The organism is Pseudomonas putida (genome assembly GCF_002741075.1).
GTDB classification, from domain to species: domain Bacteria; phylum Pseudomonadota; class Gammaproteobacteria; order Pseudomonadales; family Pseudomonadaceae; genus Aquipseudomonas; species Aquipseudomonas putida_T.
The window spans coordinates 3,467,541-3,486,277 of sequence record NZ_CP016634.1; the positions used below are offsets into that span (position 1 = coordinate 3,467,541).

Below are 18,737 nucleotides of genomic sequence, written 5' to 3' on the forward strand. Positions count from 1 at the left end.
CCAGGCCACATGAGGAGCCGAACACGACGCCCCTGATGTAGATGATTTGCGCTGTCCATTCGTCAACCCGCACGCTTGCCTGGGTTGTGGTAGAGATCAGCGAACATGTCGGCCATCGCCTCTTCGCTGGGCTCGTCCTGCATCTGCACACTGACCGCACGGCTGACCAATTGATGTTTGCGCGGCAATTGCAGGTCGTCAGGAATGCGCGGTCCATCGGTCAGATAGGCCACGGGCAATTCGTGACTGATGGCAAGGCTCAGCACTTCACCGAGGCTGGCCGTTTCATCGAGTTTGGTCAGGATGCAGCCGGCCAGGCCACAACGCTTGTAGCTGTGGTAGGCGGCGGTCAGCACCTGTTTCTGGCTGGTGGTGGCCAGTACCAGGTAGTTCTTGGCGGCAATGCCGCGCCCGGCGAGGCTCTCCAACTGCAGCCGCAGAGCCGGGTCGCTGGCCTGCAGGCCAGCGGTGTCGATCAGCACCACGCGCTTGCGCAGCAGCGGATCGAGCGCCTGGGCCAGGGACTGGCCCGGGTCGACATAGGTCACCGGCACATTGAGGATGCGCCCCAACGTCTTGAGCTGCTCCTGGGCGCCGATGCGGAAGCTGTCCATGCTCACCAGCGCCAGATGCTGGGCGCCGTACTTGAGCACATAGCGCGCGGCGAGCTTTGCCAGGGTGGTGGTCTTGCCCATGCCGGCCGGACCGACCATGGCGATCACGCCGCCCTCTTCGATCGGCTCGATCTCGGGAACCTGGATCATCCGCGCCAGGTGGGCCAAGATCATGCGCCACGCGTGCCGAGGGTCTTCGATCTCGCCAGCGAGTTCCAGCGCCTCGCGAGCGATCGGGCCCGACAGGCCAATGCGCTGCAGGCGACGCCACAGGTTGGCCTGCTGCGGTTTGTTGCCCTGCAACTGGCTCCAGGCCAGGGAACCGAGCTGGACTTCAAGCAACTCGCGCAGCCCCGACAGCTCCGAGCGCATGGCATCGAACAGACGCGGATCGACTGGCGCTGGCGCAGTGGCAGCGACCGGCGCCGGCGTATCGACCTGAGGCTCGACCAGTGGCTCGGAAGCGGTCAACGACAACCCAGCGAACAGCTGGCGATTGCCAGTCTCGTCGCTTTCGTGGCGCGTGCTCAGTTCGGCCTGGGCAGTGGCGATACGCGTCTGGGTCTTGCGCAGCTCGTCCTCGAGTTCGATGTTCGGCACGCGTGGGGCCAGGGCGGACAGCTTGTAGTCCAGCGCGGCCGTCAACTCGACACCGCCGGCGATGCGCCGGTTGCCGATGATGGCGGCGTCGGAGCCAAGCTCATCCCGGACCAGCTTCATGGCCTGACGCATATCGGCGGCGAAAAAACGCTTAACTTGCATAACCCACTACCTCAGCCGTTGGGGCCCACGGTGGCAACGATGGTGACTTGCTTGTTGTCAGGTATTTCCTGATACGCCAGAACATGCAAATTCGGTACAGCCAGGCGGCCGAATCGCGACAGCATGGCGCGGATGGGGCCGGCGACCAGAAGAATGGCCGGCAGCCCTTGCATCTCCTGGCGCTGGGCCGCTTCGATCAGCGAACGCTGTAGCTTCTCGGCCATGCTCGGCTCCAGGAGAACACCGTCTTCCTGGCCTTGCCCGGCCCTTTGCAGACTATTGAGCAAAATCTGTTCCAACCTTGGTTCAAGGGTGATCACAGGCAGCTCGGACTCAACACCGACAATGCTTTGCACGATGGCGCGACACAATCCGACGCGCACTGCCGCAACCAGCGCGGCGGTATCTTGACTCTTGCCGGCATTGTTGGCGATTGCCTCGGCGATGCTGCGGATATCCCGCACCGGAACCTGCTCGGCCAACAGCGCCTGCAGGACCTTGAGCAAGCCTGACAACGAAATGACGCCCGGCACCAGTTCCTCGGCAAGTTTAGGCGAACCTTTGGCCAATACCTGCAACAGTTGCTGGACCTCTTCATGGCCGATCAGTTCATGGCAATGCTTCTGCAGGATCTGGTTGAGGTGGGTGGCTACCACGGTGCTGGCATCGACCACGGTGTAGCCCAGCGACTGAGCCTGGGCGCGCTGGCCGACATCGATCCACACCGCCTCCAGGCCAAACGCCGGGTCGCGCGCAGCGATCCCGTTGAGCGTGCCGAAGACCTGGCCCGGATTGATGGCCAGTTCCCGGTCCGGGTAGATCTCGGCCTCAGCCAGGATCACCCCCATCAGGGTCAGACGGTAGGCGCTCGGCTGCAGGTCCAGGTTGTCGCGGATATGCACCGTGGGCATGAGGAAGCCCAGGTCCTGGGACAGCTTCTTGCGCACCCCCTTGATCCGCGCAAGCAGTTGGCCACCCTGGTTGCGATCCACCAATGGAATCAGGCGGTAACCGACTTCCAGGCCGATCATGTCAATGGGCGTCACATCGTCCCAGCCCAGTTCCTTGGTTTCCAGGGCGCGCTGTGGCGAGGGCAGCAGATCCTGCTGGCGCTGGGCTTCCTCCTGGGCCTTGAGCTTGGCCTGCTGCTGACGTCGCCACACCAGATAGGCACCACCCCCGGCCGCCGCACCAAGCCCCAGGAAAGCAACGTGCGGCATGCCCGGAACCAAGCCCATGACGATCATCAGCGCAGCCGAAACGCCCAACGCCTTGGGCGAGTCGAACATCTGCCGGTTGATCAGCTTGCCCATGTCTTCGGCGCTGGAGGCTCGGGTCACCATGATCGCGGCGGCGGTGGACAGCAGCAGCGAGGGCAGCTGCGCCACCAAACCGTCACCGATGGTGAGCAAGGCGTAGACCTTGCCCGCCTCGCCGGCCGACATTCCGTGCTGCAGGATACCGATGAGCATGCCGCCGATGAGGTTGATGAACAGGATCAGCATGCCGGCGATGGCGTCACCGCGAACGAATTTGCTGGCACCGTCCATCGAGCCGTAGAACTCAGCCTCCTGGGCGACTTCGGCGCGTCGGGCCTTGGCCTGGGTCTGGTCGATCAGGCCGGCGTTGAGGTCGGCGTCGATGGCCATCTGCTTGCCTGGCATTGCGTCGAGGGTGAAACGTGCGCTCACCTCGGATATACGCCCGGCACCCTTGGTGACCACGACAAAGTTGATGATCATCAGGATGGCGAACACCACCGCACCGACCACGTAGTTGCCACCGATCACCACTTCACCGAAGGCCTGGATCACCTTGCCCGCAGCGCCGTGGCCTTCTTGGCCGTGGAGCATGACCACACGTGTGGACGCCACGTTCAGGGCAAGACGCAGCAACGTCGCCACGAGCAAGATGGTGGGAAACGCCGCGAAATCCAGCGGACGCAGGGCATACACGCAGACCAGCAGGACGACGATCGACAAGGCGATGTTGAAGGTGAAGAAGACGTCGAGCAGGAACGGTGGAATCGGCAACATCATCATTGCCATCATCACCAGCAGCAACAGCGGCACGCCCAGATTGCCCCGGCCAAGACCAGCCAGGTTGTTTCGGGCGCTGTTGATTAACTGAGTGCGATCCACCGCAAATCCTCTTCAAGCAAAAACTTTGACGCCTGAATGGGCGTTTGGCGCTGCCTTTGCAAGAAGCTTTCCAACTTTTGAGCGCGGGGGTTGAGTTGGGCTTTTTGAGGGGGGGCTTGCTGGATCGCGTGTATATCTGGTGTGGGTGGTGGCGCAAAGGTGACTAAGCGTCGATAAATCAAACGGATAAGCCCACAACACCAACACCACCCCATGCAACCCAAAGCGACTCACCGATCACGCCGTAAATCCGGCGGAATCGGCAAATCAGGCTTCAAAGGCTCCGGCGCCTTGCCCTTCCCCGCCCGGTACTGCCGGATCTGGAACACGTAAGCCAGCACCTGCGCCACCGCCAGGTACAACCCCGCCGGAATTTCCTGCTCAAGTTCGGTGGAGTAGTAAATCGCTCGCGCCAGCGCCGGCGACTCGAGTATCTGCACCTGATGCTCAACCCCGATCTCGCGAATCTTCAACGCGATGAAATCCGTCCCCTTGGCCAGGAGCAATGGCGCCACACCGCCCGATTCAGGGTCGTACTTGAGCGCCACAGCGTAGTGCGTAGGGTTGGTAATGATCACGTCGGCGTCTGGAACTGCAGCCATCATGCGCCGCTGCGAGGCCTCCCGCTGCAACTGACGGATCCGCTGTTTGACCTCAGGCTTGCCTTCCGAATCCTTGTATTCATCCTTCACTTCCTGCTTGGTCATCTTCAGCTTGTTGTGCGCCTGCCAGATCTGGAACGGCACATCCACTGCCGCGATCAGCAGCAAGCCAGCCGCCATCCACAGCGCGCTCCACCCCACCACCTGGACGCTGTGGATGATGGCTTGCTCCAGTGGCTCATTGGCAATCGCCATCAGCGCCTGGCGATCGCTGGAAAGTACCGCCAGCGCCACCAGCAGGATCACGAAGAACTTGGCCAGGGCCTTGAGCAGCTCGGTCAAGGCATTGAGGGAAAACATGCGCTTGATACCCGCCAACGGGTTCATGCGGCTGAACTTGGGCTGCAACAGGCTCGTGGAGAACAGGAAGCCGCCCAAGGCAATTGGCCCGACGAAGGAAATCAGGAACAGCAGGATCAACACCGGCTGCACCGCCCAGATCGCCATCTTGCCCGAGATCAGCAGCAGGGTACCCATGGCACTTTCGTCCACCACCACCTCCCGAGAGAGGCCGAAATTCATGCGCATCAGGTCCATCAGGGTCTCGGCCAGGTATCCCCCGAACGCCAGCAGAGCACCCGCGCCCGCAAGGGTCACCACTACCGTGTTGAGTTCCTTGGAGCGAGCCACCTCGCCTTTTTCACGCGCATCGCGCCGGCGTTTGTCGGTGGGTTCTTCTGTTTTGTCCTGACCGCTCTCGCTTTCAGCCATGCTCAGCGCGCCCTGGCCAATTCACGCAACCATTGCAGCGCTTCGCTGGCCAACAGCTGGTAATGGGAAAAAATGTCCGCCAAGGTGATCCAGAAGATGAGCAGCCCCAGCACGAGAGTCAGCGGAAAGCCGATGGAGAAGATGTTCAGTTGCGGCGCAGCACGTGTCATCACGCCAAACGCGACGTTGACCACCAGCAGCGCGGTGATCGCGGGCAATACCAACAGCAGCCCGGCGCCGAGCACCCAGCTCATGCGCCCGGCCATCTCCCAGAAATGATTGACCATCAGGGCACTCCCCACCGGCAAGGTGGTGAAGCTTTCGGTGAGCACCTCGAGCACCACCAAATGGCCATTCATCACCAGGAACAGCACGCTGACCAACATGGTCATGAACTGGCTGACCACAGCCACGTTGACACCGTTGGCAGGGTCCACCATGGAAGCGAAGGCCATGCCCATCTGCACGGCGATGATCTGCCCAGCCACCACGAACGCCTGGAACAGCATCTGCAACGCCAGGCCGAACAAGGCACCGACGATGACCTGCTCACCGCACAACAGCACACCGCGCAGGCTCAACGGGTCGATTTCAGGCAAGGGCGGCAGCCCCGGGACGATCACCACGGTGATGGCCAGCGCTGCATAGAGGCGGATGCGCGCCGGCAACATCTTCGTCCCCAGGATCGGCATGGTCATCAGCACCGCCGTCACCCTGAAAAACGGCAGGATGAACGTGGCGACCCAAGTGCCAATCTGTGTGTCGGTCAGCTCCAGCATGACTGCATCAACCGATCAGCTGTGGGATGCTGGTGTACAGGCGGTTGAAATACTCCATGAAGCGCTGCAACAGCCAGGGCCCAATGACGATCAGGGTCACCAGCATCACCAGCAGGCGCGGCAGGAAGCTCAGGGTCTGTTCGTTGATCTGGGTGGCGGCCTGGAACATCGCCACCACCAAGCCGACCAGCAGGCTCGGGATCACCAGGATGGCCACCATCATGGTGGTCATCCATAACGCATCGCGGAAAATGTCTACGGCGACTTCAGGTGTCATGCAGGGCTCTCCTTGATGGCCTCAGACGCCACCGAAACTGCCGGCCAGGGTACCCATGATCAACGCCCAGCCATCGACCAGGACGAACAGCATGATCTTGAACGGCAGCGAAATGATCAGCGGTGAAAGCATCATCATGCCCATGGCCATCAATACACTGGCCACCACCATGTCGATGATCAGGAACGGGATGAAGATCATGAAGCCGATCTGGAAGGCGGTCTTGAGTTCAGACGTGACGAATGCTGGCACCAGGATGGTCAATGGTGCCTGCTCAGGGCTGGCGATGTCGGTGCGCTTGGACAGGCGCATGAACAGGTCCAGGTCACTTTGCCGGGTCTGGGCCAGCATGAAGTCCTTCAGCGGCCCCTGGGCCTTGTCGATGGCCTGCTGGGCGGTCATCTGCTCGTTCAGGTAGGGCTGGATGGCGTCCTGGTTCACCCGGTCGAACACCGGCGCCATGATGAACAGCGTCAGGAACAACGCCATGCCGGTCAGCACCTGGTTCGAGGGCGTCTGCTGCAGGCCCAGGGCCTGGCGCAGGATGGAAAAGACAATGATGATGCGGGTGAAGCTGGTCATCAGGATGACGAACGCTGGAATGAAACTCAGCGCCGTCATGATCAGCAGGATCTGCAGGCTGACCGAATATTCCTGCTGGCCGTCCGCCCCGTTGGACAAGGTGATGGCCGGGATCGACAGCGGGTCGGCAGCCAGGGCCATCGGCGCAGCCAACAGCAGCGCCAGGGTCAACAATGAGCGCAGTGCGCCGGTCATCACTTCTTGTCCTTCTGATCCTTGCCCATCAGCTCGAGCAGCCGCTGGGCGAATTCCGGCGTGGCCGGGCGGGCACTGGCGGGCACCTCCACAGGCTCGGCCAGCACATGCAACGCCTCGATGCTGCCAGGCGAATGGCCGATGAGGATCTGCTCCTTGCCCACCTGCACCAGCAGCAGGCGGTCACGCGGGCCGATCGTCCGACTGCCGACGATATCGATCACCTGCCCGCCGCGCGGTGTCGCGCCCTGCATGCGGCGCAGCAACCAGGCAAGGGCGAAGATCAGGCCGACCACCAGCAGCAGGCCAAAGACCATCTGGGCCAGTTGCCCACCAAGGCTGCCTGGGGGAGCCGCAGCAGGCGCCGGCGCCTGGGTGGCCGCGATCACCGTCTCGCTGGCGAGCAACGCGCCAAGGGCCATCGCGGCCCGCATCGACCCCTTCACTCAGCGCAGCTTCTTGATACGTTCGCTGGGGCTGATCACATCGGTCAGGCGAATGCCGAACTTCTCGTTGACCACCACCACTTCGCCATGGGCGATCAGGGTACCGTTGACCAGCACGTCCAGCGGTTCGCCCGCCAGGCGATCAAGCTCGATCACCGAGCCCTGGTTAAGTTGCAGCAGGTTGCGGATGCTGATTTCGGTGCTGCCCACTTCCATGGAGATGTTCACCGGAATATCCAGGATCACATCCAGGTTCGGCCCCTCGAGGCTGACATTGTCATTGGGCTTGGGGGAGCTTGCGAACTCTTCCATCGGCAGGCGGCCAGCGCCCGACTTGCCGCTGTCGGCAGCCAGCAGCGCATCGATGTCGGCCTGGCCGGCATCACCGGTTTCCTGCAGGGCGGCAGCCCATTCATCGGCCAGGGCCTGTTCCTCCGGGGAGGTGATTTCGTTTTCGTTAGCCATGATGTCCTCGACAGGCATTCAATTCGGAAAGAGCGACCGGCACGCGGTCAGCGACGTTCGATCGGGTCGATGATCTGCAGCGACAGGGTGCCCTTGTGCGAACCCAGGCGAGCCTTGAACGACGGTACGCCGTTGGCGCGCAGCACCAGGTGCTCGGGCAGCTCGACGGGGATCACATCGCCAGGCTGCATGTGCAGGATGTCGCGCAACTTGAGCTGACGACGGGCCACAGTGGCCGAGAGGGGCACGCTGACATCCAGCACGTCTTCGCGCAGAGCCTTGACCCAACGCTCGTCCTGGTCATCCAGGTCGGACTGGAAGCCGGCATCGAGCATTTCGCGCACCGGCTCGATCATCGAGTACGGCATGGTCACGTGCAGGTCGCCGCCACCGCCGTCCAGCTCGATATGGAACGTCGAGACCACCACCGCCTCGCTCGGGCCGACGATGTTGGCCATGGCCGGGTTGACCTCGGAGTTTATGTACTCGAAGTTGACCGGCATGATCGCCTGCCAGGCTTCCTTGAGATCGACGAAGGCCTGGTCCAGCACCATGCGCACCACGCGCAGTTCGGTCGGTGTGAACTCGCGCCCCTCGATCTTGGCGTGGCGGCCATCGCCACCGAAGAAATTGTCCACCAGCTTGAACACCAGCTTGGCGTCAAGGATGAACAGCGAGGTGCCGCGTAGGGGCTTGATCTTGACCAGGTTGAGGCTGGTCGGGACGTACAGCGAATGCACATATTCGCCGAACTTCATCACCTGCACGCCGCCCACCGCCACGTCGGCGGAGCGACGCAGCAGGTTGAACATGCTGATGCGGGTATAGCGGGCGAAGCGTTCGTTGATCATCTCCAGGGTCGGCATGCGTCCGCGGACGATCCGATCCTGGCTGGTCAGGTCGTAGCTTTTGACGCCACCGGGCTCGGCGGCGCTTTCGGTTTGTACCAGACCATCATCGACGCCATGCAACAGGGCATCGATCTCATCCTGGGACAGCAGGTCCTGCACGGCCATTTCGGGCTCCTACTGCAATACGAAATTGGTGAACAGCAGCTGGTCCACGACCGGCTTGCCGACTTCCTTCTGTGCCACTTCCTGGACCACCGCGGTGGCCTTCTGGCGCAGCATTTCCTGTCCCACCGGGCTGCTGGCCAGGGTGTCGAAGCCTTGGCCAGAGAACATCATCACCAGGTTGTTGCGGATCACAGGCATGTGCACCTTGAGTGCGTCCAGGTCGGCCTGGTTGCGCCCCTGCATGGTGATGCTCACCTGCATGTAGCGCTGGCGGCCGTTCTGGTTGAAATTGACGACGAAAGCCGGCGCCAGCGGCTCGTAGATCGCCGCCGCCTTGACGTTTGCCTGGGCAGGATCGACAGCCGGTGCCGACTCGCTCTTGTGCATGACGAACCAGGTGGCGCCCACTGACAGGCCCACGGCCAGCAGCAGCGCCAGCACCAGCAGCAGGATCAGCTTGAGTTTGCCTTTAGTGGCGGGGTCTTTGACTGCTTCGCTCTTCGCCATGCCAATAATCCGTCGTCCATCGGGGTTTCAAAGAAGGATGACGTGGCTTGAGCAAGTGTTATGCCAGATTTGAGCCGACCGGGAGCAACCAGCAGGCGTGGGAGCTGGCGGCAGCCTGCGATGGCCTGCGCCGCAGCCCCTCAGGCGTAATAGTCGACGGCGCTGTCGCCGATCACCACCTGCTGCTCGATCGGCTGGGCAGTATCGGCCATTTCACCTTCGCTCTCGCCATCGGCCATGGCACGCCGCGCCGCGACCCCGGACAGGTTCGAACCTTCCTGCTGGGCCTGCTGTTGCTGCTGGCCGCGGGATTGGTCGGCGACGTTGACATCAGGCTGCGCCAGCCCTTGCTGGGCGAACAGCTCGCGCAGGCGATGCACCTGGCTGTCCAGGGCATCGCGCACCCCGGCGTGACCACTGATGAAGGTGATCTGGGTGGACTGATCCGCCGCGACATTGACGCGGATGTCCAGACGACCCAACTCTGCGGGCTCAAGCTTGATGTCCGCGGACTTGAGGTTCTGGCTGGACAAGTACATGACCCGGTTCACCAGCCCTTCGGCCCAAGCGTTCTGGTTCATCGGCAGCGGCTGGTGCAACGGGCTGGGCGGCACGGCATTGGCGGTCTTGGGCGTCGCAGCCTGGGTCAGGCTGGCCAGGCGATTGGCGAAATCATCGACGCGCGTGTCGCTGCTCGCACTTTTGGTGTCCTTCAAACCATTGTCGAGCAGTTCGCTGAAGGCCTTGTCACCCGGTTGCGAGGCATCGCCTTCGGCTTCAGGTTTGTCGATCAGGCTCGCCAAGGTATTGACGGCTACCTGCCCGTCGTCGGGCTGGCTGCTGTCAGCCTGAGTGGTGGACGCCGCATGCGCGGAGGTCGTGCCCTTGGCCTGGGCGCTTTGCTCCAGGGCCAGGCGCAAGGTCGGCAGATTGGCCAGCGGATCGGCCGCTGGGTCGAAATCCTCCACGGCCGGGGCCTGCTCCGGCGGCGTCTCGACAGGTGCGGCTTGGGGCTGCGCTGCGGCCTGTAGCACAGGGGCCACCGCCTCTGCCTGCGCCTGTATCAACTGCGCGCCGGGCTGGGCATCGGTGACCTGCCCGGCCACCAGACTGGCGTCGAGTGCGCTCGATTCGCTGCTGTCACTGACCGGGTCGGCCGCTGGCAAGGTTTTGCCGCCATCGGCAACTGCCTGCGTATCGGCAGGCTCGGCCTTGCCGTCGGCCGGGCGCTCGGATTTGTCCTTGGGCTTGACCTGGGCCGCCTTGTCATCGCGTCCCTGACGGGCCATGACCTGATCGAAACCACCACTCTGGGAGCCCGCCGCCTGCGGCTTTTCCGCCGCCTGAGCAGCCGCGCGCGACGGCTTGCTCACCACACTGGCTTGCAGCAAAGGATTGGATGCGACAGGCATTGAAAGGTCTCCGCGCCGAATAATCGTGAATCGTTCAGGCAAAGACAGGCAAAAGTCGCGCCAGGTTACGTCAACCTGCGGAAATACGCGCACGCTCGGCGCGATAGAAGCGCTGAACCTCGAGATACTCTTGGTCGATCCGGTTGATCAGGTCCTCGATGCCATACAACGGTTGCTTTCGCACACGCTCCTCCAACTGCCGGCACAGCTCGGCCAGGCCTACCGCGCCCATGTTGCCGCTGCTGCCCTTGAAGCTGTGAGCGGCCAAGCCCAGCTCCTCGGCGCTGCGGGCCCCATGGAGCTGGTCGAGGCGACGCTCGGAGTCCTCCAGGAAGGTCTCGAGCAGTTGCAGATACCCCTCCTCCATGACCTCTTGCAGGTCACTGAGAACCTTCGGGTCGATATGCATGTCAGCCACTTGTTCACTCCTTTGATCAAGTCCATAGGGCCTGCTTGCGCAGGGTCCGGCGCCAGCTGCTCACCAACAGAATACCACCCGCGCACAACACCCACCCTCGAGCCATTCGGCACTCTGACTGAGGCAGCGCACCAGGCTCAGCCCACGCCCGCTCAGCCCCTGGGCCAGCGCCTGGCCAGACAACACCTGTGCGACGTCAAAGCCCATGCCGCTGTCGCGTACGTCGATCTTCAGACGCCCGCCCCTGCCCCAGGGTTCAACTTCCAAGTCGATGCGCACGAAGCCGTCCTGCTGCTGCGCCAGGCGCAGGTTACGCTCGTGGTAATAGTCGGCAAACCCTTGGGCGTCGCGCTTGAGCCGCGAGTCCAGGCCAAGCACCCCATGCTCCAGGGCGTTGGCGTACAACTCACTCAGGACGGTGTGCAACAAACCACCGTTCGGCCGCAGGCCATGGATCTCCTGCAGCAGCTGTACTAGGTATGGCACGGGATTGAAACGTTTCAAGCTTTCGCCACGCAACTCAAAGTGCAGCGACCAATGCAATGGACCCGAGCGACCGGCCTGGGCATCGGGCACGCTGGCCGGGGCCTGCCACTTTGGCTCGACCATGCACACGTCACAGAGACTGATATCGTCTCGGGGGCGCCCGCCAAAGCGCTCCAGTGCCTGCATCAGTTCCGGCAGCAGCCGCGCCGGATCGCGATTGGCGCGCAGCACCTGCTCCAGGCGCTGGACGCCGAACAACTGCTCTTGGTCATCGCAGGTATCGACCACGCCATCGGAAAGCAGCAACAACCGCTCGCCCACCGCCAGTGGCAGCACCTCGGTGCTGTCGTCGAAGCGCTCCGGCGAGAGGATACCCAAGGGCAGGTGCCTTGATTGCAGCGTGGACAGCACTTCCCCTGAGGCCGACAAACGGTAGCCATCCGGCATGCCACCGTTCCAGATCTCCACCGTGCCGCGTTGATAGCTCAGATCGACCATCAGGACGCAACAGAACATGTCCACCGGCAGGATGTGCTTGAGCTTGGCGTTCATCTCCCGCAGCGTTTCGGCGACACCATGGCCCTTGGCGGCCATGCCGTAGAACACCTCGGCCAGGGGCATGGCGCCAATCGCGGCGGGTAAACCATGGCCGGTAAAGTCTCCCAGCAGCACATGCATGCTTCCATTGGGGGTATAGGCCGCCAACAGCAGGTCACCATTGAACAGTGCATAGGGAGATTGCAGGTAGCGGATGTTGGGTGCGCGCAGGCATCCGGCATGGGCCACCTTGTCGAACACCGCCTTGGCGACCCGCTGCTCGTTGAGCAGGTGGTGATGATGCCGGGCGATCTGGTCCCGCTGCTCGAGCACCGTGGCGTGCAGCCTTCGCAGACGGTCCATGGCGCGGATCTTGGCGCCGAGGATTACGGCGCTGTACGGCTTGGCCATGAAGTCGTCACCCCCGGCCTCCAGGCAACGCACCAGGGCGTCCTGCTCATTGAGCGAGGTAAGGAAAATGATCGGCACCAGCGACTCGCCCGCCAGCGCTTTGATTCGCCTCGCCGCCTCGAAACCGTCCATCACCGGCATCAGCGCGTCCAGCAGCACCAGTTGCGGCCGCCGTTCGGCGAACAGCGCTACGGCCTGCTCGCCGTTCTGCGCGGTGAACACTTCATGACCCTGGCGTCGAACGATCTGCGCCAGCAACAGCCGGTCCGCCGCACTGTCTTCGGCAACCAGCACGCTCAGCGCCCGTTCGGCCGGCATGTCCACGCTCAACTGATATCGAACAGCTTTTCGAAATTGGAGATGGCAAGGATCTTGCGCACGTCGGGGCTGGTGTTGATCACGCTGATGCAGGCGTCTTCACCGCCTTCATGGTCGCGCAGCAACAGCAGCATGCCCAATGCCGAACTGTCCAGGTAAGTGGCGTCCTTGAGGTCCACGACCACCGAGTCCGGGCGGATGGGCTGTCGTTCGTAGGCATTGCGAAATTCTTGGTGCCTACCGAAGTCGAAACGCCCCTTGACCGTGATCGTGAGTTTTTTCTCGTCTCGTGAAAAATCGGATTCGACAGCCATGCCAGCGATTCCTTCGATGATGATGGCGAATGCGATCCCAGAAGGTTTAGCAGCCGAGGACGGTGATCGCAAGTCAGGTTTGCGCCCCACCCGTGACACTATCGACTACATAGAAGCGGGTTGGCCCCACGACAACGACAGTGAAGGCTACAGATGACCCTGGCGCGGCAAACGCTGGGCGAGCTCATCGAGCAGCTTCTGCTCACGCTTGTCTTCCGCCCGCCGGGCTTCATCAAGGTAGCGCTGGACCAACTTGCGCAACCCCTCGACCCGAGCGTGGGCCTGCTGCCAGATGCCTCGGGCATTGTTGAGGTTGTTCTGGTGCCAGGCCAGGCTCTGGCGCTGCTGGGTCATCGCTGTTTCCAGCTGGCCGAGAAAACGCTGATAGTTGACCAGCCAACTGCCATTGACGCCCTGCCCGCCGCGATTGATCCACTGCAACTGGTAGTCTTCGCGAAACCGCTCGAGCTCGGCCAGCTTGGCATGGGCCTGAGACAACTGCTGCTGGAAGTGCCCCAGACGCTGGGCGGCCTTGCGCTCGGCCTCTTCGGCCATCTCCACGACCGGCCCCAAACGCGCGGCTCGACTGGGCAATGCCATGATCTATCAGCCGCCCGCCGGTGCTGCGAAGATGGCGCCGAGCTGCTCGCGGCTCTGGGCCATGCCGACGTTTTCCTGGAGACCCTGGCGCAGGAAGCCGACCAGGCTCGACTGCAAGGCGATGGCCTGGTCGGTCTCCGGGTCGCCACCGGGCACATAGGCACCGACGCTGATCAGGTCGCGGCTCTGGGACAGGCGCGACCACAACTGCTTGAAGTGCTGGGCCTGGCGCAGGTGATCGGGGTCGACCACCTGGGGCATGACACGGCTGATCGACGCTTCTATGTCGATGGCCGGGTAATGCCCTTCCTCGGCCAGACGCCGGGACAGCACGAAGTGGCCATCGAGCACGCCCCGCGCCGCATCGGCGATCGGGTCCTGCTGGTCGTCCCCTTCGGACAGCACCGTATAGAACGCAGTGATCGATCCTCCGCCCGGCTCGCCATTACCCGCACGCTCGACCAGCTTGGGCAGCTTGGCGAACACCGAAGGCGGATAGCCGCGAGTCGCAGGCGGCTCACCGATGGCCAGGGCGATTTCCCGCTGAGCCTGGGCGAAACGGGTCAGCGAATCCATCAAGAGCAGAACGTTCTTGCCCTTGTCGCGGAAATATTCGGCGATACGCGTGCAGTACATCGCTGCGCGCAGGCGCATCAACGGCGCATCGTCGGCAGGCGATGCGACCACCACCGAGCGCTTGAGCCCTTCCTCTCCAAGGATGTGCTCGATGAACTCCTTCACCTCACGCCCCCGCTCACCGATCAGCCCGACCACGATGATCTCGGCCTCGGTGAAGCGCGTCATCATGCCCAGCAACACCGACTTACCCACACCGGTACCGGCGAACAGGCCCAAGCGCTGTCCGCGCCCCACCGTGAGCAAGCCATTGATGCTGCGGATCCCCACATCCAGCGGCTCGTGAATTGGATCGCGGTTGAGGGGGTTGATGATCGGACCGTCCATCGGCACCCAGTCTTCAGCCTTCATCCCGCCCTTGCCATCCAGGGCTCGCCCTGCGCCATCGAGCACCCGCCCGAGCATGCTCATGCCCATGGGCAGGCGACCGCTATCATCCAGGGGCACAACGCGCGCCCCAGGTGCGATACCGGCGACGCTGCCCACCGGCATGAGGAAGACTTTGGCTCCGGAAAAGCCCATCACTTCGGCTTCGACCTGCACCGGGTGGTGGCTGTCATCGTTGATCACCAGGCAGCGGCTGCCGACGGCGGTGCGCAGGCCTTCGGCCTCCAGGGTGAGGCCGACCATGCGTAGCAGGCGCCCCTCGACCACCGGCTGACCCGGCAATTTCACCGCCGCCGCGTAACCGCCCAGGCGCTTGCCGAAGCTGGTGCGCTCAAGACGCATCGCTGGGCTCCGGTGCGCTCGTCTCCAGCTCAAGGGCAAGGTCCGGCGCGGCCGGGTGCAGGGACTGGTCGTGCAGCTGGTCGAACAGTTGCGCCAGCGCCTTTTCCAGGCGCGTTTCCATGGTGGCGTCGATGCGGCTGTGCAGCGTTTCGATCCGGCAACCGCCCGGCAGCAGCGATTCGTCCTCGAGCAGTTTCCAACGCTCCTCGTGGCGTTCGCGCAGCGCCTTGGCCAGGTCGAAATCCTGGGGGTTCAGGTAGATACGGATGTTCTCGGCGCCCATAGGCAACAGCTTGAGCGCCTCGCGCAGCACATGGGTGATCTGACTCGAGTCGCTGTGCAGCTCGCGACCGATCACCTGACGGGTCATGTGCGCCACCAACTGCACCAGGCCACGTTCGATCTGTGTGTCCTGCTCGGCGATAGGTTCGAGCAGTTGGCCCATCAGTTGTTCGAGGCTGGCCAGCTTAGCCGCCAAGGCCACCTCCGCCTCCTGGCGCACCTTCAGCTGGGTGCTGTGGAAGCCCTCACGTTCGCCGGTGGCAAACCCTTCGTTGTAGGCCTCCTGACGGATCGCCTCGAGCTCTTCGAGGGTCAGCGGCTGGACTTCCTCCAGCGGCACTTCCTCGATTTCTTCCTCGATGATCTCAGGCTCTGGTTCAGGCTCCGGCTCAGGCTCCGGGTCGAAGCTGGGCAACGCCCAGACGTCGACGCCCTCGAGGTCGCGGGCGCGAATCAGGTCGCTGAGGTGTTCGTTGGTGGACATGCTGTCGGTACTCAAAAACCAGGTTCGGCCAGCGCATCCCCGGTGGGAGCGGGTTTACCCGCGAATGCGTCGGCAGGGACAACCTCGTTGCCTGGCCTGGCGCCCTCGCGGACAAACCCGCGCCCACAAGGGGCGGCGCCAGTATCAGCAAACGGCTTAAATCATTTCCTCGGCACCTTTGCCGCCGAGCACGATCTCGCCGGCCTCGGCCATGCGCCGTGCGATGGTGAGGATTTCCTTCTGCGCTGTCTCCACGTCGCTGACCCGCACCGGCCCCTTGGCCTCCAGGTCGTCGCGCAGCAGTTCCGAGGCACGCTTGGACATGTTGCGGAAGATCTTGTCCTTGACCTTCTCGTCGGCGCCCTTGAGCGAGACGACCAGCACGTCGGAAGACACCTCGCGCAGCAGCGCCTGGATGCCACGGTCATCGACGTCTGCCAGGTTGTTGAAGACGAACATCAAGTCTTCGATCTGCTCGGACAGATCGCCGTCGATGTCGCGGATCGCATCCATCAGCTGGCCTTCGACCGAACTGTCGAGGAAGTTCATGATGTCCGCGGCTCGCTTGATACCGCCCAGGGTGGTGCGCGCGGCATTGGAGTTGCCGGAGAACTGCTTCTCGAGGATCTGGTTCAGCTCCTTGAGCGCCGCCGGTTGCACGGTGTTGAGCGACGAGACACGTAGGATGATGTCCAGGCGCACCTTGTGATCGAAGTTGCTCAGCACCTCACCGGCCTGGTCAGGATCCAGGTAAGCCACCACGATCGCCTGGATCTGCGGGTGCTCATAGCGGATGACATCGGCCACGGCACGCGGCTCCATCCATTTGAGGCTGTCCAGGCCACTGGTGTTGCCGCCCAGCAGAATGCGGTCGATCAGGCCGTTGGCCTTGTCCTCGCCCAGCGCCTGGTTGAGCATCTTGCGGATATAGCCGTCGGAACCCACGCCCAGGCTGGTCTGGTCGCCAACGATCTCGACGAACTCGCTCATCACCTGCTCGACCTGCTCGCGATGGACGTTGCCCATCTGCGCCATGGCCACGCCGACCCGCTGCACTTCCTTGGGCCCCATGTGTCGCAGGACCTGGGCAGCGTCGGTCTCGCCCAGCGAGAGCAGCAGGATCGCCGCTTTGTCGACGCGGCTCAGCTTGGCGGTAACGGCTCGGTTGTCACTCATCGGCGTTGATCCACTCTTTCACGACCTGGGCCACGCGGCCCGGGTCTTCGGCCACCAGGCCTTTGATTGCGTTCAACTGTGCTTCGTAGCCCTCGCTCGGGCTCGGCAACAGAATGCTTTGCGGGCCACCCAGGGTGACGCGGTCGTTGGCCAGCTCGCCATCCAGACCGATCATCCCGCCCAGCTCCATGTCGCTGTCGGTGACAGCCTGCTTGCCACCCCCTGTGATGTTGTTGAGCACCGGACGCAGTACACCGAACACCAGCACCAGGATGAACACGACGCCCAGCACCTGCTTGACGATGTCCCAGAACCACGGCTGCGAGTAGAACGGAATGTCCGCCAGTTCCACCCCACGGTCAGCGGAGAACGGCACGTTGACCACGGTCACGCTGTCGCCACGGCTGGCGTCGAAGCCCACCGCATCCTGGACCAGACGCGTGAAGCGCGCCAGGTCTTCGGCGCCCCATGGGGCACGGGTGGTTTCGCCGGTGGCGGCGTCGACCTTGACCTGATCGTCCACCACCACGGCCACCGACAGGCGGGTCAGACGACCTTGCTGCTGGCGGGTATGGCTGATGGAGCGGTCAAGTTCGAAGTTCTTGGTGGTCTGCTGGCGCTTGTCGGCCGGGTATGGCGCAAGCATCGGCTGGCCAGTGGCCGGGTCCATGATCTGCTGACCATTGGCGTCGACCAGTGGCTGCCCTGGCTGGATCGCACCGGCTGGCGGCGCCGAGGCGGTGGCATTCTCAGGCGCGGAGGCACCGGCCGGCGGATGGTTGCTCAGGGCGCCGGGCACACCTTGCGGAGGCTGGCTGCTGGAGCGTTGCTCATTGACCGACTGCTCGCTACGCAGCGCCGGCTGGTCGGGATTGAACTGCTCTGAGGTGGACTCGACCGCGCTGAAATCGACGTCGGCGGACACCTCGGCCTTGTAACGGTCATTGCCCAGCACTGGCTGCAGGATGTTGTGCACACGCTGGGTCAGCAGGCCTTCCATGCGGCGGCTGTAGTCGAACTGCTTGCCAGCCATGGTCAACGCGGTGTCCTGCAACTGGTCGGAGAGCAGGTTGCCCTTCTGGTCGACCACGGTCACCTGGGATTTGTCCAGTTCCGGCACACTGGTGGCCACCAGGTTGACGATAGCCATGACCTGCCCAGCCTCCAGGGCACGCCCCGGATACAGCTCGACCAATACCGACGCGCTGGGCTTGCGCTCGTCGCGCACGAACACCGAACTCTTGGGAATGGCCAGGTGGACACGGGCGGCCTTGACGTTGTTCAGGCTCGACACGGTGCGCGCCAATTCGCCTTCCAGGCCCCGGCGGTAGCGGGTGGCCTCCATGAACTGGCTGGTGCCCAGGCCCTGCTCTTTATCGAGAATCTCGAAACCGATGTTGCCGTCGCTCGGCGCCACGCCGGCGGCGGCCAGCTTCAGGCGCGCACGGGAGAGGTCGTCGGCCTTGACCAGCAGCGCGCCGGAGTTGGGTTCCACGCGATAGCCGATGTCCGCGGAGGCCAGGGTATCCATGACCTGCTTGGCATCCAGGCCCGCCAGACTGCCGTACAGCGGTCGGTAGTCCGGCTGCTGCGACCAGAGCACCACGGCGAAGCCGATCGCCACACTCGCGGCCAGTCCGACCAGCAGGCCGACCTGACGCAGCATGGGCATCTGCGAGATGTTTTCCAGGAACGACATGCCGAACAGCGGCGGCTTGGGCGCTGGCGGACCACTCTTGGCGGGGGGATTGTCGACGACTGCTTCAGCCATGGCTCA

General features: G+C 63.3%; 19 protein-coding genes. All 19 read right to left on the reverse strand.

Annotation, left to right across the window (positions count from 1 at the left end):
• Positions 1–62 precede the first annotated feature (62 nt).
• Positions 63–1,376, reverse strand: a complete 1,314-nt coding sequence (flhF, locus tag IEC33019_RS16265) for a flagellar biosynthesis protein FlhF (protein ID WP_070092421.1) — start codon at positions 1,374–1,376, stop codon at positions 63–65.
• 11 nt (positions 1,377–1,387) lie between these two features.
• Entirely contained in the window at positions 1,388–3,517 is a 2,130-nt protein-coding gene (flhA, locus tag IEC33019_RS16270; protein ID WP_070092422.1) for a flagellar biosynthesis protein FlhA, read from the reverse strand.
• Positions 3,518–3,747: 230 nt separating this feature from the next.
• Positions 3,748–4,890 carry a flagellar biosynthesis protein FlhB gene (gene flhB, locus IEC33019_RS16275; RefSeq protein WP_070092423.1) on the reverse strand — a complete coding sequence of 381 codons (1,143 nt, stop codon included), beginning with the start codon at positions 4,888–4,890 and terminating at the stop codon, positions 3,748–3,750.
• A gap of 2 nt (positions 4,891–4,892) precedes the next feature.
• Positions 4,893–5,669 (reverse strand): flagellar biosynthetic protein FliR, encoded by a 777-nt coding sequence (gene fliR, locus IEC33019_RS16280; protein WP_070092424.1) that lies wholly within the window; start codon positions 5,667–5,669, stop codon positions 4,893–4,895.
• 7 nt (positions 5,670–5,676) lie between these two features.
• Positions 5,677–5,946 carry a flagellar biosynthesis protein FliQ gene (fliQ, locus tag IEC33019_RS16285; protein ID WP_070092425.1) on the reverse strand — a complete coding sequence of 90 codons (270 nt, stop codon included), beginning with the start codon at positions 5,944–5,946 and terminating at the stop codon, positions 5,677–5,679.
• Between the two features lie 21 nt (positions 5,947–5,967).
• Complete coding sequence (fliP, locus tag IEC33019_RS16290) at positions 5,968–6,723, reverse strand: flagellar type III secretion system pore protein FliP (RefSeq protein ID WP_070092426.1); 756 nt, start codon at positions 6,721–6,723, stop codon at positions 5,968–5,970.
• On the reverse strand, positions 6,723–7,157 hold the full coding sequence (gene fliO / locus IEC33019_RS16295) for a flagellar biosynthetic protein FliO (RefSeq protein WP_070092427.1): 435 nt from the start codon (positions 7,155–7,157) through the stop codon (positions 6,723–6,725). The genes fliP and fliO overlap by 1 nt, the downstream gene beginning before the upstream one ends.
• Before the next feature lie 12 nt (positions 7,158–7,169).
• A complete protein-coding gene (gene fliN, locus IEC33019_RS16300; RefSeq protein ID WP_070092505.1) occupies positions 7,170–7,634 on the reverse strand; it encodes a flagellar motor switch protein FliN in 465 nt (154 codons plus the stop codon).
• A gap of 47 nt (positions 7,635–7,681) precedes the next feature.
• Positions 7,682–8,650, reverse strand: a complete 969-nt coding sequence (fliM, locus tag IEC33019_RS16305) for a flagellar motor switch protein FliM (RefSeq protein WP_043212789.1) — start codon at positions 8,648–8,650, stop codon at positions 7,682–7,684.
• A 9-nt stretch (positions 8,651–8,659) separates the two neighbouring features.
• Entirely contained in the window at positions 8,660–9,157 is a 498-nt protein-coding gene (gene fliL, locus IEC33019_RS16310; protein ID WP_043212786.1) for a flagellar basal body-associated protein FliL, read from the reverse strand.
• Positions 9,158–9,297: 140 nt separating this feature from the next.
• Complete coding sequence (locus IEC33019_RS16315; protein ID WP_070092428.1) at positions 9,298–10,569, reverse strand: flagellar hook-length control protein FliK; 1,272 nt, start codon at positions 10,567–10,569, stop codon at positions 9,298–9,300.
• A gap of 70 nt (positions 10,570–10,639) precedes the next feature.
• Positions 10,640–10,987 carry an Hpt domain-containing protein gene (locus IEC33019_RS16320; RefSeq protein ID WP_070092429.1) on the reverse strand — a complete coding sequence of 116 codons (348 nt, stop codon included), beginning with the start codon at positions 10,985–10,987 and terminating at the stop codon, positions 10,640–10,642.
• Positions 10,988–11,047: 60 nt separating this feature from the next.
• The gene (locus tag IEC33019_RS16325; protein WP_070092430.1) at positions 11,048–12,739 is read right to left on the reverse strand and encodes an ATP-binding SpoIIE family protein phosphatase; all 1,692 of its coding nucleotides are present in this window, start codon (positions 12,737–12,739) and stop codon (positions 11,048–11,050) included.
• Positions 12,740–12,747: 8 nt separating this feature from the next.
• Positions 12,748–13,053 (reverse strand): STAS domain-containing protein, encoded by a 306-nt coding sequence (locus tag IEC33019_RS16330; RefSeq protein WP_070092431.1) that lies wholly within the window; start codon positions 13,051–13,053, stop codon positions 12,748–12,750.
• 147 nt (positions 13,054–13,200) lie between these two features.
• On the reverse strand, positions 13,201–13,653 hold the full coding sequence (fliJ, locus tag IEC33019_RS16335) for a flagellar export protein FliJ (protein WP_070092432.1): 453 nt from the start codon (positions 13,651–13,653) through the stop codon (positions 13,201–13,203).
• 6 nt (positions 13,654–13,659) lie between these two features.
• Complete coding sequence (gene fliI / locus IEC33019_RS16340; RefSeq protein WP_070092433.1) at positions 13,660–15,018, reverse strand: flagellar protein export ATPase FliI; 1,359 nt, start codon at positions 15,016–15,018, stop codon at positions 13,660–13,662.
• Positions 15,008–15,784: a flagellar assembly protein FliH gene (gene fliH, locus IEC33019_RS16345; RefSeq protein WP_070092434.1), complete on the reverse strand. Its 777-nt coding sequence runs from the start codon at positions 15,782–15,784 to the stop codon at positions 15,008–15,010. Before fliH ends, fliI begins: the two co-directional genes overlap by 11 nt.
• A 156-nt stretch (positions 15,785–15,940) precedes the next feature.
• A complete protein-coding gene (gene fliG / locus IEC33019_RS16350; protein ID WP_043212764.1) occupies positions 15,941–16,960 on the reverse strand; it encodes a flagellar motor switch protein FliG in 1,020 nt (339 codons plus the stop codon).
• Positions 16,953–18,731, reverse strand: a complete 1,779-nt coding sequence (gene fliF / locus IEC33019_RS16355; protein WP_070092435.1) for a flagellar basal-body MS-ring/collar protein FliF — start codon at positions 18,729–18,731, stop codon at positions 16,953–16,955. Before fliF ends, fliG begins: the two co-directional genes overlap by 8 nt.
• Positions 18,732–18,737 lie beyond the last annotated feature (6 nt).